At 72.3% G+C, this 26610-nt stretch carries 24 protein-coding genes and 1 riboswitch; of the genes, 12 read left to right on the top strand and 12 right to left on the bottom strand.

The genetic code is table 11. The features are described from left to right. Nucleotide 1 precedes the first annotated feature (1 nt). Nucleotides 2–634: a phosphoribosyltransferase family protein gene (locus AB0A74_RS17555; protein WP_358250537.1), complete on the top strand. Its 633-nt coding sequence runs from the start codon at nucleotides 2–4 to the stop codon at nucleotides 632–634. Here the strand turns inward: AB0A74_RS17555 and AB0A74_RS17550 are convergent. Together AB0A74_RS17550 and AB0A74_RS17545 are read right to left on the bottom strand one after the other, a co-directional pair. After that, nucleotides 608–1516, bottom strand: a complete 909-nt coding sequence (locus tag AB0A74_RS17550; RefSeq protein ID WP_358250535.1) for an AEC family transporter — start codon at nucleotides 1514–1516, stop codon at nucleotides 608–610. The genes AB0A74_RS17555 and AB0A74_RS17550 overlap by 27 nt on opposite strands. Before the next feature lie 16 nt (nucleotides 1517–1532). Further along, a complete protein-coding gene (locus AB0A74_RS17545) occupies nucleotides 1533–1796 on the bottom strand; it encodes a phosphoribosyl-ATP diphosphatase (RefSeq protein ID WP_209619835.1) in 264 nt (87 codons plus the stop codon). A 101-nt stretch (nucleotides 1797–1897) separates the two neighbouring features. On the opposite strand from AB0A74_RS17545, the gene AB0A74_RS17540 reads away from it, so the two are divergent. Continuing rightward, the gene (locus tag AB0A74_RS17540) at nucleotides 1898–2524 is read left to right on the top strand and encodes a TetR family transcriptional regulator (protein ID WP_358250533.1); all 627 of its coding nucleotides are present in this window, start codon (nucleotides 1898–1900) and stop codon (nucleotides 2522–2524) included. Between the two features lie 84 nt (nucleotides 2525–2608). On the opposite strand, the gene AB0A74_RS17535 is transcribed toward AB0A74_RS17540, so the two are convergent. Then, nucleotides 2609–3046 (bottom strand): N-acetyltransferase, encoded by a 438-nt coding sequence (locus tag AB0A74_RS17535; RefSeq protein WP_358250531.1) that lies wholly within the window; start codon nucleotides 3044–3046, stop codon nucleotides 2609–2611. 113 nt (nucleotides 3047–3159) lie between these two features. On the opposite strand from AB0A74_RS17535, the gene AB0A74_RS17530 reads away from it, so the two are divergent. Beyond that, entirely contained in the window at nucleotides 3160–4341 is a 1182-nt protein-coding gene (locus AB0A74_RS17530) for a GNAT family N-acetyltransferase (protein WP_358250529.1), read from the top strand. A 29-nt stretch (nucleotides 4342–4370) separates the two neighbouring features. On the opposite strand, the gene AB0A74_RS17525 is transcribed toward AB0A74_RS17530, so the two are convergent. Further along, nucleotides 4371–4979, bottom strand: a complete 609-nt coding sequence (locus tag AB0A74_RS17525) for a LysE family transporter (RefSeq protein ID WP_358250527.1) — start codon at nucleotides 4977–4979, stop codon at nucleotides 4371–4373. 19 nt (nucleotides 4980–4998) lie between these two features. Here AB0A74_RS17525 and AB0A74_RS17520 point away from each other — a divergent pair, with 19 nt between their 5' ends. The 3 genes from AB0A74_RS17520 (at nucleotide 4999) to AB0A74_RS17510 (ending at nucleotide 7134) form a co-directional block, all read left to right on the top strand. Then, nucleotides 4999–5661, top strand: a complete 663-nt coding sequence (locus AB0A74_RS17520) for a (2Fe-2S)-binding protein (RefSeq protein WP_358250525.1) — start codon at nucleotides 4999–5001, stop codon at nucleotides 5659–5661. A gap of 308 nt (nucleotides 5662–5969) precedes the next feature. Next, a riboswitch (cobalamin riboswitch) is annotated at nucleotides 5970–6154 on the top strand. Nucleotides 6155–6184: 30 nt separating this feature from the next. Then, a complete protein-coding gene (locus AB0A74_RS17515) occupies nucleotides 6185–6370 on the top strand; it encodes a CbtB-domain containing protein (protein ID WP_358250524.1) in 186 nt (61 codons plus the stop codon). An 11-nt stretch (nucleotides 6371–6381) separates the two neighbouring features. Beyond that, complete coding sequence (locus AB0A74_RS17510) at nucleotides 6382–7134, top strand: CbtA family protein (protein ID WP_358250522.1); 753 nt, start codon at nucleotides 6382–6384, stop codon at nucleotides 7132–7134. Nucleotides 7135–7188: 54 nt separating this feature from the next. On the opposite strand, the gene AB0A74_RS17505 is transcribed toward AB0A74_RS17510, so the two are convergent. Both AB0A74_RS17505 and metH read right to left on the bottom strand, forming a co-directional pair. Further along, entirely contained in the window at nucleotides 7189–7854 is a 666-nt protein-coding gene (locus AB0A74_RS17505; RefSeq protein ID WP_358250520.1) for an HAD family phosphatase, read from the bottom strand. Between the two features lie 25 nt (nucleotides 7855–7879). Further along, a complete protein-coding gene (metH, locus tag AB0A74_RS17500) occupies nucleotides 7880–11419 on the bottom strand; it encodes a methionine synthase (RefSeq protein ID WP_358250518.1) in 3540 nt (1179 codons plus the stop codon). 115 nt (nucleotides 11420–11534) lie between these two features. Here metH and AB0A74_RS17495 point away from each other — a divergent pair, with 115 nt between their 5' ends. Then, the gene (locus tag AB0A74_RS17495; RefSeq protein WP_358250623.1) at nucleotides 11535–12365 is read left to right on the top strand and encodes a PAC2 family protein; all 831 of its coding nucleotides are present in this window, start codon (nucleotides 11535–11537) and stop codon (nucleotides 12363–12365) included. Nucleotides 12366–12474: 109 nt separating this feature from the next. Further along, entirely contained in the window at nucleotides 12475–13593 is a 1119-nt protein-coding gene (locus tag AB0A74_RS17490; RefSeq protein WP_358250516.1) for an MFS transporter, read from the top strand. Here the strand turns inward: AB0A74_RS17490 and AB0A74_RS17485 are convergent. The 5 genes from AB0A74_RS17485 to AB0A74_RS17465 form a co-directional block, all read right to left on the bottom strand. After that, entirely contained in the window at nucleotides 13586–15277 is a 1692-nt protein-coding gene (locus AB0A74_RS17485) for a prealbumin-like fold domain-containing protein (protein ID WP_358250514.1), read from the bottom strand. The genes AB0A74_RS17490 and AB0A74_RS17485 overlap by 8 nt on opposite strands. 82 nt (nucleotides 15278–15359) lie before the next feature. After that, nucleotides 15360–16598 carry an MFS transporter gene (locus AB0A74_RS17480; protein ID WP_358250512.1) on the bottom strand — a complete coding sequence of 413 codons (1239 nt, stop codon included), beginning with the start codon at nucleotides 16596–16598 and terminating at the stop codon, nucleotides 15360–15362. Further along, nucleotides 16595–17152 carry a helix-turn-helix domain-containing protein gene (locus AB0A74_RS17475; protein ID WP_358250510.1) on the bottom strand — a complete coding sequence of 186 codons (558 nt, stop codon included), beginning with the start codon at nucleotides 17150–17152 and terminating at the stop codon, nucleotides 16595–16597. The genes AB0A74_RS17480 and AB0A74_RS17475 overlap by 4 nt, the downstream gene beginning before the upstream one ends. Before the next feature lie 43 nt (nucleotides 17153–17195). Beyond that, nucleotides 17196–18788: an ABC transporter permease gene (locus tag AB0A74_RS17470; RefSeq protein ID WP_358250508.1), complete on the bottom strand. Its 1593-nt coding sequence runs from the start codon at nucleotides 18786–18788 to the stop codon at nucleotides 17196–17198. Continuing rightward, nucleotides 18785–19684: an ABC transporter ATP-binding protein gene (locus AB0A74_RS17465; protein ID WP_358250506.1), complete on the bottom strand. Its 900-nt coding sequence runs from the start codon at nucleotides 19682–19684 to the stop codon at nucleotides 18785–18787. The genes AB0A74_RS17470 and AB0A74_RS17465 overlap by 4 nt, the downstream gene beginning before the upstream one ends. Nucleotides 19685–19776: 92 nt before the next feature. Here AB0A74_RS17465 and AB0A74_RS17460 point away from each other — a divergent pair, with 92 nt between their 5' ends. Together AB0A74_RS17460 and AB0A74_RS17455 are read left to right on the top strand one after the other, a co-directional pair. After that, nucleotides 19777–20262, top strand: a complete 486-nt coding sequence (locus AB0A74_RS17460) for a MarR family transcriptional regulator (RefSeq protein ID WP_358250504.1) — start codon at nucleotides 19777–19779, stop codon at nucleotides 20260–20262. 247 nt (nucleotides 20263–20509) lie between these two features. Beyond that, entirely contained in the window at nucleotides 20510–22291 is a 1782-nt protein-coding gene (locus AB0A74_RS17455) for a S8 family serine peptidase (RefSeq protein WP_358250502.1), read from the top strand. Between the two features lie 313 nt (nucleotides 22292–22604). Here AB0A74_RS17455 and mshC read toward each other — a convergent pair whose 3' ends face one another. Further along, nucleotides 22605–23843 carry a cysteine--1-D-myo-inosityl 2-amino-2-deoxy-alpha-D-glucopyranoside ligase gene (mshC, locus tag AB0A74_RS17450; RefSeq protein WP_358250500.1) on the bottom strand — a complete coding sequence of 413 codons (1239 nt, stop codon included), beginning with the start codon at nucleotides 23841–23843 and terminating at the stop codon, nucleotides 22605–22607. Between the two features lie 98 nt (nucleotides 23844–23941). Between mshC and AB0A74_RS17445 the strand changes: the two genes are divergently transcribed. Together AB0A74_RS17445 and ctaD are read left to right on the top strand one after the other, a co-directional pair. Further along, nucleotides 23942–24754 (top strand): SPFH domain-containing protein, encoded by an 813-nt coding sequence (locus AB0A74_RS17445; protein WP_358250621.1) that lies wholly within the window; start codon nucleotides 23942–23944, stop codon nucleotides 24752–24754. A gap of 74 nt (nucleotides 24755–24828) precedes the next feature. Further along, a complete protein-coding gene (ctaD, locus tag AB0A74_RS17440) occupies nucleotides 24829–26610 on the top strand; it encodes a cytochrome c oxidase subunit I (protein ID WP_358250498.1) in 1782 nt (593 codons plus the stop codon).

The raw sequence follows: 26610 nt of genomic DNA, 5'->3' as shown, positions 1-26610 counted from the left end.
GGTGAAGTTCGCGGACCGCGCCGACGCCGGCCGGGTCCTCGCCCGCGCGGTGCGGCGCATCGAGTGGACCGATCCGCTGGTCCTCGGGCTGGCGCGCGGCGGCGTGCCGGTGGCGCACGAGGTCGCGCTCGCGCTGGGCGCGGAGCTGGACGTGGCGGTGGCGCGCAAGATCGGCGCGCCGGGCCGGCCGGAGTTCGGGGTCGGCGCGGTCACGGCGGACGGCGAGCCGATCTTCGACGGCCGCGCGCTGGCGTACCTCGGCGTGTCGGTCGCGGACCTGGCCGGCGTTGTGGAGGAGGAGCGGCGGGAGGCGCGGCGCAGGCTCGACGTGTACCGGGCCGGGCGGCCCGTGTTGGCCGGGCGGGACGTCCTGGTCGTGGACGACGGCCTGGCCACGGGCGTGACCGCGCGGGCGGCGTTGCGCGAGGCGCGGCGGGGTGACCCGCGCCGGTTGGTGCTGGCCGTGCCCGTGGGCGCGGCGGAGGCCGTGCGGGACCTGGCGGCGGTGGCCGACCTGGTGGTGTGCCCGCGCGAGCGCGCCGACTTCCGCTCGGTCGGGCGGTTCTACCGGCGGTTCGACCAGACCACGGACGCCGAGGTGCTGGCCCTACTTGAGCAGCACCGTCACCACTGACAGCGTGATCATGGACAGGGCCGTGGACAGCAGCACGGCGTCGCGGGGCAGCCGCGCGTCCGGGCGGTACTGGCGGGCCAACACGTACACGTTCTGCGCGGTGGGCAGCGCGGCGCACACCACGGCGGCCAGGCGCAGCGGCCCGTCGACGCCCAGCGCGAGGCAGCCCAGGAACGTCACCAGCGGGTGCAGCAGGAGCTTGAGCAGCACCGTGACGCCGAGCTGGGCGCGGCTCTCCCGGTCGGGCAGGCGCATGCCGCCCAGGGACATGCCGAGCACCACCAGCGCCGTCGGCACGCCCGCGGAACCCAGTGCCGCCAGCGGTTCGAGCACCAGGTCCGGGGGCCGCCACCCGGTCGCGCCGACCGTCACGCCCAGCAGCGAGGCCAGGATGATCGGGTTGCGCACGGGCAGCGTGACCAGCGTTTTCAACGTCCCGCCGCGCTTGCCGGAGCCGACCTCGACCGCCGCGAGCACCATCGGCATCACGACCACCGGCTGGAACAGCAGCACGGCGACCATGAACGACGAGTCGCCGAGGATGCCGACCGCCACCGGGATGCCCAGGTTGCCCGAGTTGACGTAGGCGCCCGCCATCGCGGCGAGCGTCCGGTCGGGCAGCGGCCTGCGGAACACCTTCCAGTGCACGACCAGACCGATCGCACCCACGACGAACGTTGCGATGACGAACGCCAGCACGCCCTTGTTGGCCAGCGCGCCCGGTTCGCCGTCGAGCAGGGTGGTGAACAGGACCGCCGGCATGGCGAGGTAGAACGCGAACCGGCCGAGCACCGTCTCGGCGCGGTCGCCGAGGACGTTGGTGCGCGCGGCGGCGAAACCCACCGCCGTGAGCACCCAGATGGGCACGAACCCGCTGAGCACCCCGCCCAAGGTCAGGTCACAGGTGCTTGTAGACGTCTTCCAGGGTCAGCCCACGACCGAGCATGAGCACCTGGACGCGGTACAGCAGTTGGGAGATCTCCTCGGCCAGCCGCTCGTCGGACTCGTGCTCCGCGGCGATCCAGACCTCGCCCGCCTCCTCCAGCACCTTCTTGCCCTGCGCATGGACGCCCGCCTCCAGGGCCGCTGCGGTGGCGGAGCCCTCGGGGCGGGTGCGGGCGCGTTCGCTCAGCTCGGCGAACAGCTCGTCGAAGGTCTTCACGGGGGCCCATCCTCCCATCCCCCGAACGGTGGCACACAATCACCCCAAAGTTGCGTGCTCCGAAAACATGCGTGGACCGCAAGTTCTGGTACCTTGATCGCATGGACGAGGAACTGGGCTTGAGAGAACGCAAGAAGCTGGCGACCCGCCAGGCGTTGAGCAGGGCGGCACTGCGGCTGGCGGTCGAGCGCGGCCTGGAGAACGTCCTGGTGGAGGACATCGCCGCGGCGGCCGGGGTGTCCCCGCGCACCTTCAACAACTACTTCTCCAGCAAGGCGGAGGCGATCACGTCCCCGCAGGTGGACAGAGCGCGGCGGCTGGCGGTCGAGGTGCGCCGACGCCCCCGGGGCGAATCCCTCTGGGAGGCGATCCTCGAAGCGGCGCTGGAGCAGTACGACGTCGCGGAGGAGCCGGAGTGGACGACCGGCGTCCGGCTCCTGCTCAGCGAGCCGGCCCTGATCGGCGAGTTCCACCGCGCCAGTTCCGCGGTCGAGCGCGAGCTGGCCGAGGCGGTCGCCGAGCGCACCGGCACCGACGTGGAGCAGCTCTACCCGCGCCTGGTGGCGGCCTCGGTGGGCGCGGCCATCCAGGTGGCGACCGACCGCTGGGTCCACACCACCCCGCCCGCGCCGCTGACACCCCTGGTCCGCGAGGCCATCAGCCAGGTCGCCGCGGGCCTCCCCGAACCCGCCACCACCGCACGCCCCGGAGAGGAAGCCCGACCATGACCACCACTCACGCACCCCACACCCACGCTGCCGACCCCCGCGCCACCGGTCCCGTGGCCGTCGCCTTCGGCCGCCCGACCCGCGTCAGAACCCGAACCGCGGGCTGGCGAACGGCCAGTCCCGGGCGATCCACTCCGGCACGAAGGCGTCGAGGGCGCGTTCGAGGTCGGTGCCCGCGTACTCGTCCACCACCCACCAGGTGATCAGGGCGTCCTCGGCCGGGTCGATGTAGACACACCCGAGCAGCGCCGTCTCGTCCGCGTCGAACAGGGCGTAGTTGAACGACTCGTGGGCTTCGGCCTCGCGCTCGTGCCGGGCGAGGTCGAGGCGGTTCGCCTCGGGGGTCATGGTGGCCGGCGGCCAGCCCCACTGCTCGCCGAAGAGGGACCAGAGACGTTCTCGCGAGCCCATGACCGCCGGGTAGTCCCGGTCCGCGTCGGACTCCCGGATCGGGCGCAGGTGGTGGCCCGTGCCCAGCTCGACGCGGGTGGGGTGGACGAAGTCGGACGGCAGCCAGGACATGGGCGGGATTGTCGATCAGCGGGAGGTCGTGCGCCAAACCGGTTCGCCGGCAGGAGGAACGGCGGCCGGAAAACCAGTGGCTGGGAAGGGAGGTGAGGCTCGACACTGCGCGGATGACGTTGTCCGACGGGCTGGTGCTGCGCACCGCCGAACCGCGGGACCTCGACCAGATCGGCGCCTTGCTGGCCGAACGCGGCGAACCCGAGGACGCCGTCGACCACCGGCTGGTGGTCGAGGACCCGGACGCCGGGTGGGAGGCGTGCGCGGTCGTCGTGGACGGTGACCGGGTGGTCTCCACCGCGACCCTGCTGGACGAGACGCTGTTCCTCGACGGCGTCGAGATCCCGGCGGGGCAGGTGGAACTGGTCGCCACCGACCGCGACTACGAGGGGCGCGGCCTGGTGCGGGCGCTCATGGGCTGGGCGCACGAGCGGTCCGCCGCGCGTGGGCAGCTCGTGCAGGTGATGCTGGGCATCCCGTACTTCTACCGGCTGTTCGGGTACACGTACGCGATCCCCATCGCGCCGGTCCGGCCCGTGGTGGGCACGGCGTCCGCCGACGGCTACACCGTGCGCGAGGCGACGTTCGACGACATCCCGACCCTGCACCGGCTCCAGGAGGCCGAGCAGGCGCGGGCGGACCTGTCGATGCCGCACTCGCCCGGCCTGTGGCGGTGGCTGATCGCGCGGGACGGCAGCACGCAGTGGCTGGTGGAACGGGACGGCGTGCCGGTCGGCACCGGCCGCTCGACGCCGCCGGACGAGGGCGTGCGCCTGGCCGAGGTCGCGGCGACCGAGGCGGGCGCGGTGCACGCGCTGTTGGCGCACACCGGTGCGACGACGGCGAACGAGCGTCCGGGCACGGTCGCGGGCGAGGCGCTGGAACCGTTCCTGGGCCCCGCGCCGGAGGAGGCGAACTCGTACTACGTGCGCGTTCCCGACCCGGTGGCGTTGCTGGACCACCTGCGTCCGGTGTTCGGGCGGCGGCTGGCCAAGTCGTCGTTCGCCGACGCGGAGGGCGAGGCGGTGGTGTCGTTCTACCGCTCCCACGTGCGCCTGCCGTACCGGGCGGGCGAGGTGGGCGCGGTGGTCGCGGGCGGCACCATGCAGGCGCCGGGTGCGGCGGGCGGGTGCGGCGTCGCGCCGGACATGCTGGCGTCGCTGCTGTTCGGCCCGCACGGGTTGCGCGGCCTGACCGCACGCCAGCCGGACGTCTACCCGGGCCCGAACGCGGACCTGATGCAGACCCTGTTCCCGCCGGTCCGCTCCGACCTCATGACGTTCTACATGCCCTGACCGGCACGCGGTCCCCTGACCGGGGCCGGTCAGGTGCCGTAGCCGGCGAACTCGACGCCCAACGCCACGCCCGCCAACGCGAGCAGCACGCCCGCGCAGGTCAGGGCGCGCCGGTAACCGGTGTCGCCCAACCGGCGACGGCCGCGCGCGACCAGGACCGCGATGACCGCCTTGCCGCCGATCAGCATCAGGTAGAAGCCGACCAGCAGGGCCACCGCCGCGCCCGCCGACGCCCGCCACGTGGTGATCGTCAGCGGTCCGAGGGCGGTGGCCCAGGCGACCCACGGGTGCGGGCTGAGGAGGTTCACCAGCACGGCCCGGCGCAGGGCGTCACCGCCGGCCTCGCCGGAAGCGTCGAGGGTGGCGGTCCGGGCCTCGCGCACCGTCCGCACCCCGCTCCACACCACGAACACCGCGCCCACGACCCCGAGCACGCCCAACGCCCGCGCCGGGAGGCGGTCCAGCACGAGGACGGTCACGCCGACCACCACCGCGTCCGAGAGCAGGGGCGCGCAGGCCGCCAACGCGCCCGCCCGCCATCCCGACCGCAGCGCCGACGTCACGACCAGCACCAACAACGGACCGGGGCTGATGCTCGCCGCCAAGCCGAAGGTGAGTCCGAGCCCCAGTGCGTCCACGGGCGGCAGACTAGGACACGTGTCCGACTACGCCGCCGTGCTCTCCACCCTGCGCCAGGTCCGCGGTCTCAGCCCGTTCTTCGCCCTGGACCTGGGCCGTCCCGGTGACGACTGGCTCCCCGGCGCGGACCTGCTCGACGGCCCCGCGCTCCCCCGCACCCTCGACGCCATCGCCGAGCGCTACCGGACGGGCGAGCGGCGGGTAGCGGCCTCGCTGTTCTTCCTGAGCTACACCGCGCGCCTGCTCTGCCCGACCGCCGCCGCCCACGCCGTCGAGGGAGTCGCGCCCGACATCCGCCCCGGCAACCTGTGGTGGCACTACGGCCCGGACGGGCTGCGGGTGCGGATCGATCGAGCCGACCCGGGCTTGGGCATCGCGGAGTCGCTGGAACCGGTGGTCGAGGCGGTGCGGGCGATCGTGCCGGTGGCACGCGGACTGCTGTGGGGCAACGCGGCCTCCTCGATCGCCGGCGCGCTGAAGACGGTCGCCCGCAGCGGCACAGCACCGGCGGAACACTGCGTGGCGGTAGGCGAACACCTGCTCTCCGAACCACCGCTCAAGGGCACGGGCGACTTCATCCCGTTCCCGGGCGAGGTGGCCTTCCGCCGCCGAAGCTGCTGCCTGTACTACCGCCTGGACGGCGGCGGCACCTGCGGCGACTGCCCCCTCCCCACCCGCTGAGCGCGACGCACGCGGCCCACCCGGCGCGCGGCGGGCTGTGGTGTGGGCGGCCCACTCGGCGAACGCGGCCCACCCGGCGAACGCGGCCCACCCGGCGCGCGCGGCTCACCGGGCGCAAGCGGCCCACCCGCGAACTGCCAACTCACCCGGCCGACCAGCGCCGCCCGACCAGCGCCCCTTCCGCCCGCCCCAAGCCGCGAGCGGTCCGTTGTCGTCTTCCCGAGCGCCGGGTCTAGCCGCTGTGGCGCACCGCGCGTTGCGGACGTGAGGTGAATGACAACTCGTCTGGTCGGTTGTGCCGGGGCGGAGTGGACCTTTACGGTTCCAGCGCCGCAGTGGACGGGAAGCCGGTGGGAATCCGGCGCGGTCCTCGCCACTGTGACCGGGGAGCCAACCCGCCGAGAACGTCACTGGTCGCACGGTGCGGCTGGGAAGACGCGGGGACGGTGTCGATCCGGGAGTCAGGAGACCGGCTGCGGCACGAGTTGTTGTTGACCTTCCACGAGGTATGGAGGAGGCCGTCATGACGAGCCCCGCGCACCACCTTCCCCTTCCCATCCCCCGGTGGGCCTACGCCGTCGCGCTGGTCGCGCTGATGGTGACCTGGCTCGTCCTCCAGGAGAACGGCATCGCGCTCGGCCACGCCGCCGAGTCGCTGCACGAGTTCTTCCACGACGGGCGCCACGCGCTCGGCGTCCCGTGCCACTAGGCGCCCGACCGATGACCACGTACAAGGGCGTGCTGCTGCGCGGGATCGGCGCGGGCGGCATCGCCGGACTCCTGGCGGGACTCGTCGGGCTCGTCGTCGTGGAGGTGCCCATCCGGGCGGCGTTGGCCGTCGAGGAGGCGCGTGCCGCCGCGGAACCCGCGGCGGAAGCGGGACACGACCACGGTGAGCTGTTCGGCCGTGGCACCCAGATGGTCGGCGGCGTGCTGGCCGCGGTGATCGTCGGCTTGGCGGTCGGCGCGCTGTTCGCCACCGCCTACGCGGGCGCGCGCCGCTGGTTCGTCCACCGCCCGCCGTTCACCCGGAGCGTCACCCTGGCCGCGGCGGCGTTCGGCGCGGCGGCCCTGTTGCCCGCGGTGAAGTACCCGGCCAACCCGCCGGCGGTGGGCAACCCGGACACGGTGGACTACCGGACGGTGCTCTACCTGGGCGTCATCGCGGCCGGCCTGGCGGTGGTCTACGGGGCGAGCTTCCTGGCGTCCCGCCTGACCCACCTGGCCACCCCGGTCCGCTCGACGGTGGTCGCCCTGGCGGCGATCGCCGGCGTCGTGGTGGTGCTGCTGGCCTTCCCCGCGCCGCCGGACGCGATCCCGGCGGACATGCCCAGCGACGTCCTGTGGGACTTCCGCCTCGCGTCACTGGCGGAGACGGCCACGCTGTGGCTGGGCCTGGGCGTGGTGTTCGGCCTGCTGATCGACCCGTCGGTCCGCGGGGCCACGGCCAAGTCCCCGGCCCTGGCGGCCTGAGCGCGACGGTTCCGGGCGGGCGCGGGATGCCGCGCCCGCCCGGAGTCGGAACGGTCAGACCCGGCCCGGCAACGAGGCCAGCACATCCAGGTCCACGCCCACCAGGGAGTCACGGAAGACCCGCCGCTCCCCCGCCGGCACGGGCACGTCGCACGGCACGACCAGGACCGTGCAGCCCGCCGCCACGGCGGAAGCGACACCGGTCGGCGAGTCCTCGATCGCCACGCAACGCCCAGCGTCTACACCGAGCATGCGTGCTGCCTTCAGGTACGGGTCGGGCAAGGGCTTGTTGCGGCCCTCCACCTCGTCGCCGCACACGGTCACGTCGAACAGCTCGCGGCCGATCGTGTCCAGCGCGACCTCGGTCAAGCCGCGTTCCGTGGACGTCACCAGCGCCATCGGCACGCCGGAAGCACGCACCGCGCGCAAAGCGTCCTGGGCGCCCGGCCGCCACGGCAGACCGGCCCGGAACAGCTCCTCGGTGCGCCGCAGGATCCACGCCGCGCCGTCGGCCGTCTCCTCCGGCGTCGGCACCACGCCGACCTCGGCGAACAGCAACGCCATGGTCGTCGGCACGTTGGACCCGACCATCGCCTGCCGGGTGGCCAACGACAACGACCCGCCCAGCTTCTCGGCGAACTCGTAGAGCGGGACGTCCCACAGCTTCTCCGAGTCCAGCAGGGTGCCGTCCATGTCCCACAGCACGGCCTCGACGGTCATGCCGCCCCTCTCCACAGGTACGCCTTCACGCGTTGAAGTACTTCGCCTCGGGGTGGTGCGCCACGAACGCGTCGGTCGACTGCTCCGGGTGCAGTTGCAGCTCCTCGGACAGCTCGACCCCGATCCGCCCCGGTTCCAGCAGGTCCACGACCTTGACCCGGTCCTCCATGTTCGGGCACGCGCCGTAGCCCAGCGAGTAGCGGGCGCCGCGGTAGCCGAGCTTGAAGAACTCCTCCACGTCCGCCGGGTCCTCCGCCGCGACCGACCCGCCGTCGGGCCAGCGCAGCTCCTCGCGGATGCGGCGGTGCCAGTACTCGGCCAGCGCCTCGGTCAGCTGGACGCCCAGGCCGTGCACCTCCAGGTACTCGCGGTAGGAGTCCTTGGCGAACAACTCGCCCGCGTAGTCGGCGATCGGCTGACCCATCGTGACCAGGTGGAACGCGATCACGTCCACCTCGCCCGCCGACCGGGGCCGCCAGAAGTCGGCCAGGCACAGCCGCCGGTCGCGCTTCTGGCGCGGGAACGTGAACCGGGTGCGTTCCGGGGCGTCGAGCGACGGCTCGGTCAGCACCACCACGTCGTCGCCCTCCGACACGCACGGGAAGTAGCCGTAGACGACGGCCGCGTGCGCCAGCACGCCCTCGGTGGCCAGCCGGTCCAGCCAGTAGCGCAGGCGCGGCCGGCCCTCGGTCTCCACCAGTTCCTCGTAGGTGGGGCCGCCGCCGCGCGCGCCGCGCAGGCCCCACTGCCCCATGAACGTGGCCCGCTCGTCCAGCATCGCCGAGTACTCCGCGACCGGCACGCCCTTGACCACCCGCGTGCCCCAGAACGGCGGCGTCGGGATCGGCACGTCCACCGCCACGTCCGACCGCCCGGACGGCGGCGGCTCCTCGGGCGCGGCGGCCTTGCGTTCGGCGGCGATGCGCAGCGACCGCTCGCGCCGGGCCTTGCGCTCCGCGGCCTTCCGCTCCGCCTCCGGGTCCACCGGCGGGGCCTCGCCGCGCTTGGCGGCCATGATCGCGTCCATCAGCCGCAGGCCCTCGAACGCGTCACGCGCGTAGCGGACCTCGCCCAGGTACGTCTCGGTCAGGTCGTTCTCGACGTAGGCCCTGGTCAGGGCCGCGCCGCCGAGCAGGACCGGCCACCGCGCGGCGACACCGCGCGAGTTCATCTCCTCCAGGTTCTCCTTCATGACCACCGTGGACTTGACCAGCAGGCCGGACATGCCGATGGCGTCGGCGCGGTGCTCCTCGGCGGCCTCCAGGATCGCGTTGATCGGCTGCTTGATGCCGATGTTCACGACCTCGTAGCCGTTGTTGGACAGGATGATGTCCACCAGGTTCTTGCCGATGTCGTGCACGTCGCCCTTGACCGTGGCCAGCACGATCCGGCCCTTGCCGCCGTCGTCCGAGCGCTCCATGTGCGGTTCGAGGTGGGCCACGGCCGCCTTCATGACCTCGGCGGACTGCAAGACGAACGGCAACTGCATCTGCCCCGAGCCGAACAGCTCGCCCACGGTCTTCATGCCCGACAACAGGGTGTCGTTGATGATCTGCAACGCCGGGCGCTCGCGCAGCGCGGCGTCGAGGTCGGCTTCCAGGCCGTTGCGCTCGCCGTCGACGATGCGCCGCTCCAGCCGCGCGAACAGCGGCAGCGCGGCCAGTTCCTCGGCCCGCGACGCCTTGGACGAGGACGTGCTGACGCCCTCGAACAGCTCCATGAGCCGCTGCAACGGGTCGTAGCCCGCACGCCTGCGGTCGTAGACCAGGTCCAGCGCCACCGCGCGCTGCTCGTCGGGGATGCGCGCCATCGGCACGATCTTGGAGGCGTGCACGATCGCCGTGTCCAGCCCGGCCTGCACGCACTCGTGCAGGAACACCGAGTTCAGCACCTGCCGCGCGGCCGGGTTCAGGCCGAAGGACACGTTCGAGATGCCCAGCGTGGTCTGCACGTCCGGGTAGCGGCGCTTGAGCTCGCGGATCGCGTTGATGGTCTCCAGGCCGTCCCGACGCACCTCCTCCTGGCCGGTGGAGATGGGGAAGGTCAGGCAGTCGATGATGATGTCGCTGGTCCGCACGCCCCAGTCGCGGGTCAGCTCCTCGATGAGCCGGACCGCGACGCGCACCTTCCACTCGGCGGTGCGGGCCTGGCCCTCCTCGTCGATGCACAGCCCGACGACCGCCGCGCCGTGCTCGGCGACCAGCCGCATGATGCGCTGGAACCGGGAGTCCGGGCCGTCGCCGTCCTCGTAGTTGACGGAGTTGACCGCGCACCGCCCGCCCAGGCACTCCAGGCCGGCCTGGAGCACCTCGGGTTCGGTCGAGTCGAGCATGATCGGCAACGTCGAGGCCGTGGCCAGGCGGGAGGCCAGCGCGCGCATGTCCGCCGCGCCGTCGCGGCCCACGTAGTCGACGTTCAGGTCGAGCAGGTGGGCGCCGTCGCGGGTCTGGTCGCGGGCGATCTCGACGCAGTCTTCGAACCGGTCGGCCAGCATGGCCTCGCGGAACGCCTTGGACCCGTTGGCGTTGGTGCGCTCGCCGATCATCAGCACGGAGGCGTCCTGGCGGAACGGCACCGCCTGGTACAGCGACGACACGCCCGGCTCGGGACGCGGGCGGCGCGCGGCGGGACCCAGGTCGCGCACGGCGGCCACGACCTGGCGGACGTGCTCGGTGGTGGTGCCGCAGCAGCCGCCGACCAGCCGCACGCCGAACTCGGTCACGAACCCGGACAGCGCGGCGGCCAACTCCTCGGGCGTCAACGGGTACACCGCGCCGCGCGGGCCGAGTTCGGGCAGGCCGGCGTTGGGCATCACCGACAGCGGGACGCGGGCGTGCTTGGCCAGCTGCCGCAGGTGCTCGCTCATCTCGGCCGGGCCGGTGGCGCAGTTCAGGCCGATCAGGTCGATGCCCAGCGGTTCCAGGGCGGTGAGGGCCGCGCCGATCTCGGAGCCGAGCAGCATCGTGCCGGTGGTCTCGACGGTGACCTGCGCGATGATCGGGACGGTGACGCCCTCGGCGGCCATCGCCCGTTTCGCGCCGATGATCGCGGCCTTGGTCTGGAGCAGGTCCTGGGACGTCTCGACGATCACCACGTCGGTGCCGCCGGCCAGCAGTCCCCGCACCTGCTCGACGTAGGCGTCACGCAGCGTGGCGAACGGGGCGTGGCCGAGGGTGGGCAGCTTGGTGCCGGGGCCGACCGAGCCCAGGACGAACCGCGGCCGGCCGGGTTCGGCGAACTCGTCGGCCGCCTCGCGGGCCAACCGCGCGCCCGCGCGGGACAGTTCGAAGATCCGGTCCTGGATGCCGTACTCGGCGAGGTTGGCCAGGTTCGCGCCGAACGTGTTGGTCTCCACCGCGTCCGCGCCGGCCTCCAGGTAGCCCCGGTGGACCTGCCGCACGACGTCCGGCCGGGTCACGTTCAAGATCTCGTTGCACCCGTCGTGACCTGCGAAGTCGTCCAGGGTGAGGTCGACGGCCTGGAGCATCGTGCCCATCGCGCCGTCCGCCACGACCACGCGGTCGGCCAAGGCGTCCAGGAAAGGCGACGAGACACGATCGGGCATGGGCCAAGCCTACGGCGTGGGTGCGCGCCGGTGGTCGTAGGCTGACCCGGTGACCGATCCGGACCAGGCCGCCAAGACCCCCTTCGACCCCACGAAACCGCTCACCAACCCGATCATGGTGGCGGCGTTCGAGGGGTGGAACGACGCTGGAGACGCTGCCAGCACGGCGATCGAGCACCTCCAACTGACCTGGGACGCGCAACCGCTCGCGGAGATCGATCCGGACGACTACTACGACTTCCAGGTGACGAGGCCCACGGTCCGCATGGTGGACGGTGTCACCCGAAGGGTTGAATTCCCGACCACCCGGCTGACGGTGTGCCGCCCGCCGGGGTCGTCCACCGACGTGGTGCTGGTGCACGGCATCGAGCCGAACATGCGGTGGCGGAAGTTCGCCGGCGAACTGCTGGGCCACATCGAGGACCTGGGCATCACCACCGTGGTGACCCTCGGCGCGCTGCTCATGGACACCCCGCACACCCGCCCGGTGCCCGTGACCGGCACCGCCTACGACGCCGCCGCGGCGGCCAAGTACGGGCTGGAGCGGTCGCGGTACGAGGGCCCGACCGGGATCGTCGGCGTCTTCCAGGACCTGTGCGTGCAGGCGGGCGTGCCGGCGATCTCGTTCTGGGCGGCGGTGCCGCACTACGTCTCCCAGCCGCCGTCGCCCAAGGCCACCCTGGCGCTGCTGCACCGGGTGGAGGAGGTGCTGGACGTCGAGGTGCCGCTGGGCGCGCTGCCCGAGCAGGCGGAGGAGTGGGAGCGCACGGTCAGCGAGATGGCCGACGAGGACGAGGACGTGCGCAACTACGTCCGGGCGCTGGAGGAACGCGGGGACGCGGAGATCCAGATCACCGAGGCGAGCGGCGACGCGATCGCGGCCGAGTTCGAGCGGTACCTGCGGCGGCGCGGACGCGGACCGGGGCGCGGGCCGACCGGGCTCTGAGGACCCGCGTCGGGTCGGGCGGACGCGCCCGACCCGCGCCGGCGCGCCCCGCTCAAGTGTCTGATGAGGACGTTCGGGGCACCCCGGGCCGGTGACCTCGGGGGTTGGTGTGAACAGGCGGCTGGCGGTCGGCGGGTTGTACGCCGGCGGGTTCCTCGGACCGTTCGGCGGCGCGATGACCTCCTCCGTGCTCCCCGAGATCGGCGCCGACTTCGGCGTCTCCGCCGGGACCGCCGCCGCCACCCTCACCGGCTACCTCCTCCCCTTCGCCGCCTTCATGCTGGTCTCCGGGACCCTCGGCGAACGCTGGGGCGCCCGCCGCACGGTCCGCGCCGCCTACGTCGTCTACACCGCCGCGTCGGTCCTCTGCGCGATCTCGTGGACCTTCCCGCTGCTGCTCACCGCACGCGCGGTGCAAGGGGCGGCGAACGCGTTCACCACGCCGCTCCTCCTCGCCACGATCGCCGCCGTCACGCCCCGGCAACGCCTCGGTCGCGCGCTGGGCGTCTTCGCCTCCATGCAGGCCGCCGGGCAGACGTCCGCGCCGCTCGTCGGCGGGCTGGCCGCCGAAGCCTCCTGGCGGTGGGCGTTCGTCGGGGCCGCCGTGGTGGCGGGGGCGTTGACGGTCGCCGGGTTGCCGGCCGACCCGCCGCGTCAGGACAAGCCCCGGCTGCGCGAGGCGTGGCGGCCCGAGGTGCTCCGGCTCGCCGCGGTCGGGCTCGTGGGCTGGGGGTGCCTGGGTGGGCTGTCGTTCCTGGTCGCGCTCCGGCTCGGGGACGACTTCGGGCTCGGCTCCGGGGCGCGCGGGCTGGTGCTGACCGGGTTCGGCGTGGTCGCGATCGTCAACGCGCGGCTCACCGGGTGGTTGATCGACCACGTCGGCGCGCGGCGGTGCGTGCTGCTCGGGGCGCTCGCCGGCGCGGCGCTGGTGGCGTCGGTGGGTGTGCTGCCGAGCCTGGTCGCGGTCGGGCTGCTGTGGGCGTTGGCGGGCGCGTTCAGCCAACAGGTGATCGTCGGGCTGAACGCGCTCGTCCTGCGGGGCGAGAACCGGGGCGGCGCGGTGTCGGTGCTCCAGTCGTTCCGGTTCCTCGGTGGCGCGGCCTCGCCGCTGGCGTTCGTGCCGCTGTACCACCTGGACCCGACGACGGCGTTCCTGGTCCCGGCCGCCCTGGTCGCCGCGGTCGCCCCGCCGTTGCTGGCGGCGGGGCGACCGCGAGCGCCTAGTTGACGCCGATGGGGTTGGCGTTGTGGTCGCCGGTGGTCAGGCCACCGCGCTGACCGGTGCCGATGCCGCACAGGGCCGCCTCGGACAACCCGGCCGCCGACGCCTGCGCCCCGGACAGCGTGCTCCCCGCGGCCTGGCCGTCGATGCTGACCGGGCTCGGGTACAGCGTGCCGTCGCTCTCCCGGCACACCAGGACGATCACCTTGAACGTGCGGGCGTTGGTGTAGGCGAGGTTCTTCGTCTCGCCCCGGCCCACGGTGAAGATCTCGGGCAGGTCCGGGTCCTCCAGGTAGCCGGCCGGGGTGAACGTCTCGTCGATCGTGTACGTGCCCGCCGCCAGGCCGGTGAACGGCGGTTGGCACACGCCGGAGAGGTCGGTCGTGCAGGTGCCCACGGCGGTGCCACCGGTGCCGGTGCCCGCGTACAGGGTGAACTGCGCCCCCGGCACGAACGCGCCGGCGTCGTTGGTCTTGGTGACGTTCACGTTGGCGGGCCGGGCGACGTCCACGAACGGCAGTGACTTGGCCTCACCGGCCGCGATGGTGAACGTGAACGGCAGCGTCGGGTCCTTGTCGTACCCGGCGGGCACGGTGGTCTCGTCGATCGTGTACGTGCCCACGGGCAGGTCGACGAACGTCGGCGAGCAGGTGCCGTTGCCGTCGACGGTGCAGGCGCCGATGACGGGGCCGGAGGTGTTCGCGCCGGAGTACAGCGTGAAGACCGCGCCGGCCTGGCTGCCGCCGTCGGACCCGGTCTTGGCGACCGCGGCCGAACCGCAGTTGCGGATGTTGACGTTGCCCGGCCCGACCAGGTCCTTCATCTGCGCGGTGGAGGAGTTGCCGGACGAGCGGCTCACCGCGTAAGCCTTGCCGAAGCCCTCGCACACGCCGGGCGCGAACACGCCGGCGGCGGTCAGGTTGATGCCCGCCTCGCCGAACTCGTTGAGCCCCAACGTCTCGTTGGCGGGCGCGATCGTGTCGAGCGCGCTCGCCCCGGTGTTCACCCGCGCCTCGGCGACGCCCGCCGCGAGCGCGACGGCAGTTCCCCAGCACGGGGCGGTGTTGCTGCCGACCTCGCACGGCCCGGAGGTGACCCAGCGGGACAGCCGCAGCGTCGGGGTGTTGCCGCCGCCGCCCTCGAAGTCGTAGACGATCAGCATGTCGCCGGCGGTGCGCCGCACCAGCGAGCCGGACGAGCCGCCGCACGCGGTCGTGCCCTTGTTGAACTCGAACGCCACGTGCGCGGACGGCGAGGTGGTGTTCTGCGGGATGCGCACCCACGCCAGGGTCAGGAACACGTCGGTGCCGACGGTCTTGCTCGCCACGTACACGCGCTTGAGGTCGTCCTTGTTGGCCGCCTTCTGCCCGGTCACGGTGGGACAGGTGGTGTCCTGCTTGGTGCCGCCGGCGAACCCGCTGTCCGAGGTGGTCGCCTGCGCGTCCTCCAGGCCGGTGAACGCCCAGCCGGCGGTCACCCCGGTCGAGGACCGCGCGGGCGCGGCGCCGGTCCAGGTGGTGGGGTCGAAGCCGTTCCAGTCGAACGTCGCGTCGACCGCGAGGTTCCCGTCGTCGTCTTCGAAGCCGGCGGCGACGCCGACTTGGCCGGCGAGCGCGGGACCCGTCGGTCCGAGCACGCCGATGAACAAGGCCGACACCGCCGCGGCGGCGATCGCGACACGTCTGCGCATGGCACTCTCCACATCCGCTAGTCACTGGGAGTGATCGGCCGGCGGGAGAGTCGTGGCAGGGCGGCGGTCGAGCTAGCCGAACTCACGGATCGTAAGCTCGGTTCCCACCGACGACTGACGTGCTGTTTCCATCAAGGACGTTCGACCCCACCACGCCTACTCCCAGTAGCACCAGCAGGCCCGCGCCCAGGTAGAGCGCCGCTTGCGCGTTCAACAGGGTGGTCAGCCCGACGGGCACCGCGAGGACGCCGGCCAACACCATGCCCAGTGCCTGGAAGGCGTCGTAGAGGCTGAGAAAGGTAGCCAGCACCCGACCACGGACCGTGTCCGGGGTGTGCAGTTGCAGCACCGACATCGTGCCCGCGCCGGCCACCACGCCCGGCGCGCCGCACAGCGCGAACACCCCCAGGTAGAAGGCGAACACCGTGGTCAGGTGCACGCCGTTCCACGCGGTGGCCGCGACCGCCCCGAAGGCCACCAGCGACCAGCCCAGCAGCGACCACGCCGAGAGCCGCCGCGCGAGCCACCCCACGGCCGCGCCGCCGACGAGCCCGCCGACCGCCTGGACGCCGCGCAGCAGCCCCACCTCGGCCTCGCCGCCGCCCAGCCGTTCGGTCACGAACACCACGAACAGCACCATGAACAGGCCTTGGCCGACCGCCACCAGCCCGATCACGGCGACCATCCCGCGCAGCGGTCCCCGGATCGCGCGCAACCCTTCGAGCCACGCCCGCCACGGGTGACCGGTCGCCGTGGCAGGCGCCGACTCCACCGGGAACCGCCGCGCCAGCAACGCCGCCGCCAGCACGAACGACGCCACGTCCACCCACAGCACGCCCGGCAAGCCGCCCCAGGCCAGGACCAGGCCGCCGAGCGACGCGCCGATCAGCCGCGCGAGGTTGGCGTTCAGGCCCGCCAGCCCGTTCGCGGCGGCCACCCGGTCGCGCCCCACCACCTCGGGCAGCAGCGCGTTGCGCGCCGGCTCGAACAGCGACGCCAATGCCGCCTGCACCGCCATCACGACGTTGACCAGCACCAGGTCGCCGGTCAGCAGCGGCAGCAGGGCCACCGCCTGGGCCAGGGTCACCACCAGCATCAGCCGCCGCCGGTCCCACCGGTCCGCCAGCACCCCGGCCAGCGGCGAGAGCACCAGGCCCGGTAACAACGCCACGACGAAGGTGGTCGCCGTCGAGCCGACCGACCCGGTGCGCTGGTAGACGTACACCGGCAGGGCGACCAGCAGGACCCAGTCCCCGATCTCCGACACGAACGCGGCGAGCAGCAGCCGCCGGAACGCGGGCACCCCCAGCGGCCCCGTCATCGCGGGAACGCCCGCAGTCCGATGTGGGCGGCCCGCGCGCCCTCGGGCGCGTCGGCGCGCAGCGGCGTCAGGTAGGGCCGCAGGATGTCGTCGATCATGCCGAGCAGACCCACCAGCTCCTCGGCGGTGACGTTGACCGAGTAGCCGTGCATCGCCGCGGCCCGCCGCCACTCCCCGGGCAGTTCGTGCTGCCGGTCCAGGAACCGCTGCGCGAGCCGGTTGTCCTCGTTGAGCTGCAACGCGACCAGCGCGTCCTGTTGGGTCCGCACGGCCGGGTCGTCGTCGAACGCGCCCACGTCCAGGCCGACGTCGGTGGCCCGCCAGGGCCGGTCCCGGCCGCTGGCGGCCTCGACCCGTTCCACGAAACCGAACTTCGCGAGTTGCCGCAGGTGCCAGCTGCAGTTGGAGGCGGTCGAGCCGACCTCGGCCGCGCACTCGCTGGCCGTGCGCGGCCCGACCGCGAGAAGGTGCTGCACCAGCGACACCCGCAGCGGGTGGGCCAGTGCCTTCAGGGCGTCGACGTCGGTGACCCGTCGGGGCTGGGGTAGGTCCACGCCCCGACGGTATACCTGAAAGAGTACTTTCGAAAGAGCTCTTTCAGCCGATGTCCCGGCGGCGGAACGAGCCGATCCCGACGACCACCAGCACCACCGCCACGACGGTGAGCCACACCAGCGGCGTCGCGGTGAGGTCCGCGCCGGGCACCTTCGGCACGTGGGTGAACGGGGAGAGGTCCATCGCCCACTGGTCGAGGTCCAGCAACGGCCCGAGCTGCCCCAGCACCAGGAACACCACCAGGAACGCCCAGCTCACCGACGCGAGCTTCGGCACCAGCCCGAACAGCAGCAGCGAGATCCCCGCGACCACCCACACGGCCGGCACGTGCGCCAACGCCGACCCCACCAGCCGCGTCACCTGCCCGCCCACGTCACCGACCCGGGCCCCGTGCACGAGCCCCGCGCCCAGACCGGCGGCGGCCAGCACCACGACGACCCCGAGCGTGGCGAACACCAGGTGGCTGCCCACCCACGACACCCGCCGCACGGACGTGGCCAGCACGGGTTCGGCGCGGAACTCCGCCTCCTCCGCGCGCAGCCGCAGCGTCGCCTGCACCACGTAGATCGCGCTGAACAGCCCGATGATGCCCAGGATCGACGCCAGGTAGACGTCCACGATCGCGCCCGACCCGCCGAGCTGGGACATCACCTCCTCCAACGCGGGGTTGGCGTTCAGCATGTCCTCGACCGCCCGCGCCACCGCCCCGTAGACCGCGCCCAGCACGAACAGGCTCAGCGTCCAGCCCAGCAGCATCCCGCGCTGCAACCGCCACGCCAGGCCGAACGCGCTGCCGAGCGACGCCGGCGCGCGAGCCGGTCCGAGCCGCGTCGGCAGGAGACCCGCGGTCAGGTCGCGCCGCGCGACCAGCACCGCCGCCACCCCCACCAGCACCACGGTGAGCAGGAGCGACAGCCCCAACACCCACCACCGGTCCTCGGCGAAGGCCTTCACCAGCTCCAGCCACCCCAGCGGCGACAGCCAGGTCAGCCACTGCGGCCCCTGGTCGCCGGCCGCGTCGCCCACCGCGCGCAGCAGGTAGGACGCGCCGAGCACGCCGCCCGCGATCGCGTTGGCGGTGCGGGCGCTCTCGGTGAGCTGCGCGGCGACCGCGCCCACCCCGGTGAACACCCAGCCCGCCCCGGTGAACGCCAATCCCAGCGCGAACGAGCCCGCGGCGTCCTCGCCCAGCCCGACCAGGCCCAGGGCGATGAACAGCCCGATGAGCAGGCTCGCCAGCGCCGACACCACCACGGCGGCGGCCAGCGGCGCGTGCCGCCCGGTGACCGTGGACCCGATCAGCTCCAGCCGACCGGTCTCCTCCTCCGCGCGGGTGTGCCGGGTGACCAGGAACATCGCCATCAGACCGGTGAGCAGGCCGCCGAACACGCCCCACCGCCACGCGAGGATGCCGCCGACGGTCGAGTAGTCGTGGATCGGCCCGAGCATGGCCAGGAACGCCGGGTTCGACCCGGCCGTCACGCCGAGTTGCCGCCGCAGCGCCTCCGTGCCGTACAGCTCGTCCATGCCCGAGGCCGTGGCCAGGGTGATCCCGGCCAGGCCGAGCACCCACACCGGGATGAGCAGCCGGTCGCGCCGCAACGCGAGCCGGACCAGCGCGAACGTGCCGGTCATGACGTCACCCTGGGCAGCTCGTCCTCGTAGTGGCGCAGGAACAGCTCCTCCAGCGTGGGCGGCTGGCTGGTCAGCGTCCGCACGCCGGTCAAGACCAGGGCTTTGAGCGCGCCGTCGAGGTGGTCGGTGTCCACCTCGAACCGGACCCGCCGCCCCTCCACGACCAGGTCGTGCACGCCGGGCAGGGCCGCCAGGCCGTTGGGCGCGCCGGCCAGCTCGGCGGACACGCTGGTGCGGGTCAGGTGCCGCAGGTCGGCCAGGGTGCCGGACTCGACGGTGCGGCCGTTGCGGATGATGCTGACCCGGTCGCACAGCGCCTCGACCTCGGCGAGGATGTGGCTGGACAGCAGCACGGTCCGCCGGCCGCGCTCCTCGTTGACCGCCTCCTGGAAGACCGCCTCCATCAGCGGGTCGAGGCCGGAGGTGGGCTCGTCGAGGATGAGCAGCTCCACGTCCGAGGCCAGCGCCGCGACGAGCGCCACCTTCTGCCGGTTGCCCTTGGAGTAGGTGCGGCCCTTCTTGCGCGGGTCCAGCTCGAACCGGTCGAGCAGGGCCTTGCGGCGCTTCTCGTTCAGGCCGCCGCGCAGCCGGCCGAGCAGGTCGATGACCTCGCCGCCGGTCAGGTTCGGCCACAGGCTCACGTCGCCGGGCACGTAGGCCAGCCTGCGGTGCAGGGCCGCCGCGTCACGCCACGGGTCCCCGCCGAGCAGGGTGGCGGCGCCGGCGTCGGCGCGCAGCAGGCCCAGCAGGACCCGGATGGTGGTCGACTTGCCCGCCCCGTTGGGGCCGAGGAAGCCGTGCACCTCCCCCTCGCGGACGGTCAGGTCCAACCCGTCCAGTGCGCGTGTCGGTCCGAAGGCCTTGACCAGGCCCGACACGGATATCGCTGGTGTCATGGCCGGTAAGCTACAGTCATTTCACAAAGTCGTGAAGTTAAGGAAGCGTATAAACTGCCGCCCGTCCGTGGACGGTGTAGCAAGATGCGGCGGTGACCCAGGTGAGTGAGCGGGACGAACAGGCGGTGCTGCGGTTCATCGAGCGCTTCGCGGCGGCGTTCGCGGAGTCGGGCATGCCCCGGATGCCCGCGCGCGTCTTCGTCTCCCTGCTCGCCGCCGACGACGGCACGCTCACCGCCGCCGAACTCGCGGAGCTCCTGCGCGTCTCCCCCGCCGCGATCTCCGGGGCCGTGCGCTACCTGACCCAGGTCGGGCTGGTCAGCCGCGAGCGCGAGACCGGCACCCGCCGCGACGTCTACCGGGTCTACGACGACGTCTGGTACGAGGCGATCTTCCGCCGCGACCAGCAGCTGGCCCGGTGGGAGGGTCCGCTCAAGGAGGGCATCGAGGTGCTCGGCGACACCGCGGCCGGTCGGCGCATCGAGGAGACCCTGGCGTTCTTCCAGTTCTTCCACCGCGAGCTGCCCGGCATGCTCGAACGGTGGCGCGCCTACCGCGACGAGCGCTTTAACACCTGACGGTCAACCTGTGTACCTGGGGTTTTCCACGGGACACCGATTGCGAGCAGGGGCAATTAGGCCAGGCGGCGCTGTTCGCCACCGGGTTTTGTCCCGACCATGCATGTGACCAGGTCGGCTCCACACCGTTCGCGCGAACGTCCCCAACCCTGCACCGCTCCGCCGTCCGGCACACCCGCCGGCACGGAGGGGCGACCCTGCCCTTAGGGAGAACCCTGTCATGGGAGACGCCCGCACAACCAGAAGAATGGCCGTCCTCGGTCTGGCCGGCATATCCGCCATGGCCCTCGCGTTCAGCACCGCCGGTGTGGCCGCGGCCGAAGCCGACGTGCTGGCTGCGGACCGCGCCGACGCGATCGCCGGCTCGTACGTGGTGGTCCTGCGCGACAGCGCCTCGCCGCGCGCCGCGTCCGCCGACACCGCCGGCGCCCTGGTCGGCAAGTACGGCGGCAAGGTCCAGGTGGCCTGGCAGCACGCCCTCAACGGCTTCCACGCGACCGGCCTGTCCGCCACCCAGGCGCGCCGCCTCGCCGCCGACCCGCGCGTGCAGTACGTGCAGGCCGACCTGCCCGTGCAGGCCACGGGCACGCAGACCAACCCGCCCTCGTGGGGCCTGGACCGCATCGACCAGCGCAACCTGCCGCTGGACAACAGCTACACCTACCCCAACACCGCGAGCAACGTCCGCGCCTACATCATCGACACCGGCATCCGGACCACCCACGCCGACTTCGGCGGACGCGCCACCTGGGGCACCAACACCGTCGACAGCAACAACACCGACTGCAACGGCCACGGCACCCACGTGGCGGGCACGGTCGGCGGTACCGCTCACGGCGTGGCCAAGGAGGTCAAGCTCATCGCGGTGAAGGTGCTCAACTGCCAGGGTTCGGGCACCACCGCGGGTGTGGTCAACGGCGTGAACTGGGTGACCCAGAACGCCGTCAAGCCGGCCGTGGCGAACATGTCGCTGGGCGGCGGCGTGGACACCACGCTGGACAACGCGGTGCGCAACTCCATCGCCTCCGGCATCACCTACGCGGTCGCGTCGGGCAACTCCAACGCCAACGCGTGCAACTACTCGCCGGCGCGCGTGGCCGAGGCGATCAGCACCAACGCGTCCACGAACACCGACGCGCGGGCGTCGTTCTCGAACTTCGGCACCTGCACCGACATCTTCGCGCCGGGCAACAACATCACCTCGGCGTGGCACACCAGCGACTCGGCGACCAACACGATCTCCGGCACGTCGATGGCCTCGCCGCACGTGGCGGGCGCGGCGGCGCTGTACCTGGCGGACAACCCGTCGGCGACCCCGTCGGCCGTCCAGACCGCGCTGGTCAACGCGGCGACGTCGGACAAGATCACCAGCCCGGGCACCGGTTCGGCCAACAAGCTGCTGTTCGTCGGCACCGGCACCCCCAGCGGCCCGACGGTCAACAACCCGGGCAACCAGACCGGCACCGTGGGCACCGCGGTCAACCTGACCGTCACCGCGTCCGGCGGCACCGCGCCGTACACGTTCTCCTTCACCGGCCTGCCCCCGGGCCTGACCGGCGCGTCGAACGGCACGGTCTCGGGCACCCCGACCACCGCCGGCACCTACAACGTGACCGTGACCGTGACGGACTCGGCGTCGCGCACCGGTAGCGCTTCGTTCACGTGGACGATCCGCGAGCCCGGCACCGGCTGCGACCCCGTGACCAACGGGACCGACGTGGCGATCGGCGACTTCTCCGACGTCAACAGCCCGATCGCGCTGACCTGCGCGGGCAACGCCTCGGCGACCACGCAGGTGACGGTGGCGATCGTGCACACCTACATCGGCGACCTGATCGTCGACCTGGTGGCGCCGGACGGCACGGTCTACAACCTGCACAACCGCTCGGGCGGCAGCGCCGACAACATCAACCGCACGTACACGGTGAACGCCTCCGCGGAGACGGCCGCCGGCACGTGGAAGCTGCGCGTCCGCGACCAGGCGGCCATCGACACGGGCCGCATCGACTCCTGGACGCTCGACGCGTGACCTGAGCCAGCTCGACCCGGAAAGGCCGTCCGCTCCTCGCGCGGGCGGCCTTTCCGCAGGTCGTGGCCGGTGTAGGATGATCACCGGACGCGGCTGGAACCAGGATCACCCGATCGTGTTTCGTCGTCCCGGGCCCGATTCGCGCCCCTCGCGCGTCCCGTGAACAGGGAGCGCGGCGGGACGGGCCGGAAGTGCGCACCCGGGACCGCCGGGTCAGCGGCGCGCGGGACGACGGTCGCGAGGGCCTCGCGGTGCGCGGATCGGGGTGGCACCGGCCGCGCCACCCGACCACGCGGGGAACTACAGGGGAGAGCTACAGCTCCACGCCCAGCAGAGCGTCCACGGCGTCGCGGAACAACCCGGGGGCCGCCGCGTCCGAACCGCCCGAGGACAAGGCCGCGTCCGCCCACGCGTCCAGAGCCGCCAACGCCTTCGGCGTGTCCAGGTCGTCACCAAGGTGGTCGCGCAGGCGCGCGACCGTCTCGGCCGCCGAAGGACCGGTCGACAGCGCCGCCGCCCGACGCCACGTGCCCAAGCGCTCGACCGCGCCGGCCAGCAGGTCGTCGCTCCACGGCCGGTCGCTGCGGTAGTGGCCGGCCAGCAGTGCCAGGCGGATCGCGTTCGGGTCCACCTTCTGCGCCCGCAGCTTCGACACGAACACCAGGTTGCCGCGCGACTTGGACATCTTCTCGCCGTCCAACCCGATCATCCCCGCGTGCACGTAGTGCCGCGCGAACGGGTGCTCGCCGGTCAGCGCCTCGGCGTGCGCGGAGCTGAACTCGTGGTGCGGGAAGATCAGGTCCGAGCCGCCGCCCTGCACGTCGAAGCCCGCGCCCAGGCGGTTCAACGCGATCGCGCTGCACTCGATGTGCCAGCCCGGACGCCCGTCGCCCAGCTCCGACGGCCACGACGGCTCACCCGGCCGGGCCATCCGCCACAGCAGGGCGTCCAGCGGGTGCCGCTTGCCCGGGCGGTCCGGGTCGCCGCCGCGTTCGGCGAAGTACTTCGCCATCGTCTCCTGGTCGTAGTTCGACTCGTAGCCGAACCGCCCGGTCGCCGTGTGGTCGAAGTACACGTCCGGGTGCTCCGGGTCGTCCACCCGGTAGGCGGCGCCGTCGGCGAGCAGCTTCGCCACGGCCTCCACCACCTCGGGGATCGCCTCGACGGCGCCGATGTACTGGCGCGGCGGCAGGACGCGCAGGGCCACCATGTCCTCGCGGAACAGCGCCGTCTCGCGCATGGCCAGGACCACCCAGTCGTCCTGGTCGCGCTCGGCCCGCTCCAGCAGCGGGTCGTCGATGTCGGTGACGTTCTGCACGTAGTGCACGTCGTGGCCGTTGTCCAGCCACACCCGGTGCACCAGGTCGAACGTCAGGTAGGTCGCGGCGTGGCCCAGGTGGGTCGCGTCGTAGGGCGTGATGCCGCAGACGTACAGCCTGGCGGTGTCACCGGGGGCGGTGGGTCGGACCTCGCCGGTGGCCGTGTCGTACAGCCGCAGCGGGCGCGGCTCCCCCGCGAGGCGCGGGACTGGGATCGATGACCAGGTCTGCATGGGATCGACCCTAACCCGACCGCTCAAGCGGACGTCCGCCTGGCGGGACCCGCGGGCGTACCCTGGGCCGTGGGAGATGGTCGTGGGAGATGATCGCGATGATCCTCGACATCGTCATCGGCGTCCTCGGACTGGCCGCGCTGGGTCTGGCGTCCTCGGCCCGGGTGGTCAAGCAGTTCGAGCAAGGCCTGGTGTTCCGGTTCGGCCGGGTGCGGCAGAAGCTGCGCGGGCCGGGGTTGACCATGATCGTGCCGGGCGTGGACCGGCTCAAGAAGGTGAACCTCCAGATCGTCACGATGCCCATCCCCGCGCAGGACGGCATCACCCGCGACAACGTCACCGTGCGGGTGGACGCCGTCGTCTACTTCAAGGTCGTCGACCCGGTGCGGGCCGTCGTCAACGTCGAGGACTACCGGTTCGCCATGCTCCAGGTCGCGCAGACCTCCCTGCGCTCGATCATCGGCAAGAGCGAGCTGGACGACCTGCTCTCCAACCGCGAGCGGCTCAACCAGGGCCTGGAGCTGATGATCGACAACCCGGCCGTGTCGTGGGGCATCGACATCGACCGGGTGGAGATCAAGGACGTCGCCCTGCCGGAGAGCATGAAGCGGTCGATGTCGCGGCAGGCGGAGGCCGAGCGCGAGCGGCGGGCCCGCATCATCACCGCCGACGGCGAACTGCAGGCGTCGCTGAAGCTGTCGGAGGCGGCGGCCCGGATGGCGGACACGCCCGCCGCGCTCCAGCTCCGGCTGCTCCAGACCATCGTGGAGGTGGCGGCGGAGAAGAACTCGACCCTGGTCCTGCCCTTCCCGGTCGAGCTGCTCAGGTTCCTCGAACGGGCGTCGGCGCACCTGACGCAGCAGGTCGAACCCGCTCAACCGGGTGAGGCGGCGGAACAGCTGCCCGGCTGAGCGATTGCCGGAGCGCCCCGGCGGGTGGACCATGAGCGTGGCTCCCGGGACACCGTCGGACGAGGGAGGCGGTCATGACCGCGCTCAAGCCGGAACCCGTCATCACCCATCCGGGCGCCGCCCGGCGACGGCCCAAGGGCGCCGCGCTGCTCGCGCTGTTCAAGACCACCGACCCGAAGCAGATCGGGCTGCTCTACCTGGTCACGTCGTTCGCGTTCTTCATGATCGGCGGCCTGATGGCGCTGCTGATCCGGGGCGAGCTGGCCCGGCCGGGGCTGCAGTTCCTGTCCAACGAGCAGTACAACCAGCTGTTCACCATGCACGGCACGATCATGTTGCTGCTCTACGCGACGCCGATCCTGTTCGGCTTCGCCAACTACATCCTGCCGTTGCAGATCGGCGCGCCGGACGTCGCGTTCCCCCGCCTCAACGCCTTCTCGTACTGGCTGTTCCTGTTCGGCGGCACGATGGTCGTGGCCAGCTTCATGACCCCCGGCGGCGCGGCGGACTTCGGCTGGACCGCCTACACGCCGCTGACCTCGGCCGTCCACTCCCCCGGCGTCGGCGCGGACCTGTGGATCATGGGCCTGACCGTGGGTGGCCTGGGCACCATCCTCGGCGGCGTGAACATGGTGACCACGGTGTGCTGCCTGCGCGCGCCGGGCATGACGATGTTCCGGATGCCGATCTTCACCTGGAACATCTTCGTCACGAGCATCCTGATCCTGCTGGCGTTCCCGATCCTGACCGCCGCCCTGATGGGCCTGGCCGCCGACCGGCACCTCGGCGCGCACGTGTTCGACCCGGCCAACGGCGGCGTGATCCTGTGGCAGCACCTGTTCTGGTTCTTCGGCCACCCCGAGGTCTACATCGTCGCGCTGCCCTTCTTCGGGATCGTGAGCGAGATCTTCCCGGTGTTCAGCCGCAAACCGCTGTTCGGCTACAAGGGACTGGTGTTCGCCACGTTCGCCATCGCCGCGTTGTCGGTGGCCGTGTGGGCGCACCACATGTTCGCCACAGGCGCGGTGCTGCTGCCGTTCTTCTCGCTCATGACGTTCCTGATCGCCGTGCCGACCGGCATCAAGTTCTTCAACTGGATCGGCACCATGTGGCGGGGGCAACTGTCGTTCGAGACGCCGATGCTGTTCAGCATCGGCTTCCTGATCACGTTCCTGCTCGGCGGACTGACCGGCATCCTCCTGGCGTCACCGCCGCTGGACTTCCACGTCACCGACACCTACTTCGTGGTCGCCCACTTCCACTACGTCCTGTTCGGCACCATCGTGTTCGCCACCTACGCGGGCATCTACTTCTGGTTCCCGAAGATGACCGGCCGGATGCTCAACGAGCCGCTGGGCAAGCTGCACTTCTGGACCACGTTCATCGGCTTCCACCTGACCTTCCTGATCCAGCACTGGCTGGGCAACATCGGCTTCCCCCGCCGGTACGCGGACTACCTGCCCGACGACGGCTTCACCACGATGAACACCATCTCCACGATCGGCGCGTTCGTGCTGGGCGCGTCGGTGCTGCCGTTCGTGTGGAACGTGTTCCGCAGCTACCGGTTCGGCGACCCGGCCGACCGCGACGACCCCTGGGGCTTCGGCAACTCGCTGGAGTGGGCCACGTCGTCCCCGCCGCCCCGGCACAACTTCACCGAGCTGCCCCGCATCCGGTCCGAGCGGCCGGCGTTCGAGCTGCACTACCCGCACATGGTGGAGCGGATGCGGGACGAGGCCCACTTCTCCATCACCAGGCCCGGCAAGCACCGGGTCAAGCCCGACGCGGCCACCGAGGCGGCGCTGGCGTCGACGAACCGCGAGGTCAGGACCACCGACAAGGAGGACCAGGAGTAG

It is taken from the genome of Saccharothrix sp. NPDC042600, assembly GCF_040647305.1.
Classification (GTDB): domain Bacteria; phylum Actinomycetota; class Actinomycetes; order Mycobacteriales; family Pseudonocardiaceae; genus Actinosynnema; species Actinosynnema mutabilis.
This window is presented reverse-complemented; position numbering and strand designations above follow the sequence as displayed.

Bases quoted from the DNA above. Each gene is read 5' to 3' on its own strand.
- AB0A74_RS17515 (WP_358250524.1), top strand. From the start codon at position 6,185: ATGACGAGCCCCGCGCACCACCTTCCCCTTCCCATCCCCCGGTGGGCC.
- AB0A74_RS17510 (WP_358250522.1), top strand. From the start codon at position 6,382: ATGACCACGTACAAGGGCGTGCTGCTGCGCGGGATCGGCGCGGGCGGC.
- AB0A74_RS17540 (WP_358250533.1), top strand. From the start codon at position 1,898: ATGGACGAGGAACTGGGCTTGAGAGAACGCAAGAAGCTGGCGACCCGC.
- AB0A74_RS17445 (WP_358250621.1), top strand. From the start codon at position 23,942: ATGATCCTCGACATCGTCATCGGCGTCCTCGGACTGGCCGCGCTGGGT.
- metH (WP_358250518.1), bottom strand. From the start codon at position 11,419: ATGCCCGATCGTGTCTCGTCGCCTTTCCTGGACGCCTTGGCCGACCGC.
- AB0A74_RS17495 (WP_358250623.1), top strand. From the start codon at position 11,535: ATGGTGGCGGCGTTCGAGGGGTGGAACGACGCTGGAGACGCTGCCAGC.
- AB0A74_RS17470 (WP_358250508.1), bottom strand. From the start codon at position 18,788: ATGACCGGCACGTTCGCGCTGGTCCGGCTCGCGTTGCGGCGCGACCGG.
- AB0A74_RS17530 (WP_358250529.1), top strand. From the start codon at position 3,160: ATGACGTTGTCCGACGGGCTGGTGCTGCGCACCGCCGAACCGCGGGAC.
- AB0A74_RS17465 (WP_358250506.1), bottom strand. From the start codon at position 19,684: ATGACACCAGCGATATCCGTGTCGGGCCTGGTCAAGGCCTTCGGACCG.
- AB0A74_RS17485 (WP_358250514.1), bottom strand. From the start codon at position 15,277: ATGCGCAGACGTGTCGCGATCGCCGCCGCGGCGGTGTCGGCCTTGTTC.
- ctaD (WP_358250498.1), top strand. From the start codon at position 24,829: ATGACCGCGCTCAAGCCGGAACCCGTCATCACCCATCCGGGCGCCGCC.
- AB0A74_RS17455 (WP_358250502.1), top strand. From the start codon at position 20,510: ATGGCCGTCCTCGGTCTGGCCGGCATATCCGCCATGGCCCTCGCGTTC.
- AB0A74_RS17535 (WP_358250531.1), bottom strand. From the start codon at position 3,046: ATGTCCTGGCTGCCGTCCGACTTCGTCCACCCCACCCGCGTCGAGCTG.
- AB0A74_RS17480 (WP_358250512.1), bottom strand. From the start codon at position 16,598: ATGACGGGGCCGCTGGGGGTGCCCGCGTTCCGGCGGCTGCTGCTCGCC.
- AB0A74_RS17505 (WP_358250520.1), bottom strand. From the start codon at position 7,854: ATGACCGTCGAGGCCGTGCTGTGGGACATGGACGGCACCCTGCTGGAC.
- mshC (WP_358250500.1), bottom strand. From the start codon at position 23,843: ATGCAGACCTGGTCATCGATCCCAGTCCCGCGCCTCGCGGGGGAGCCG.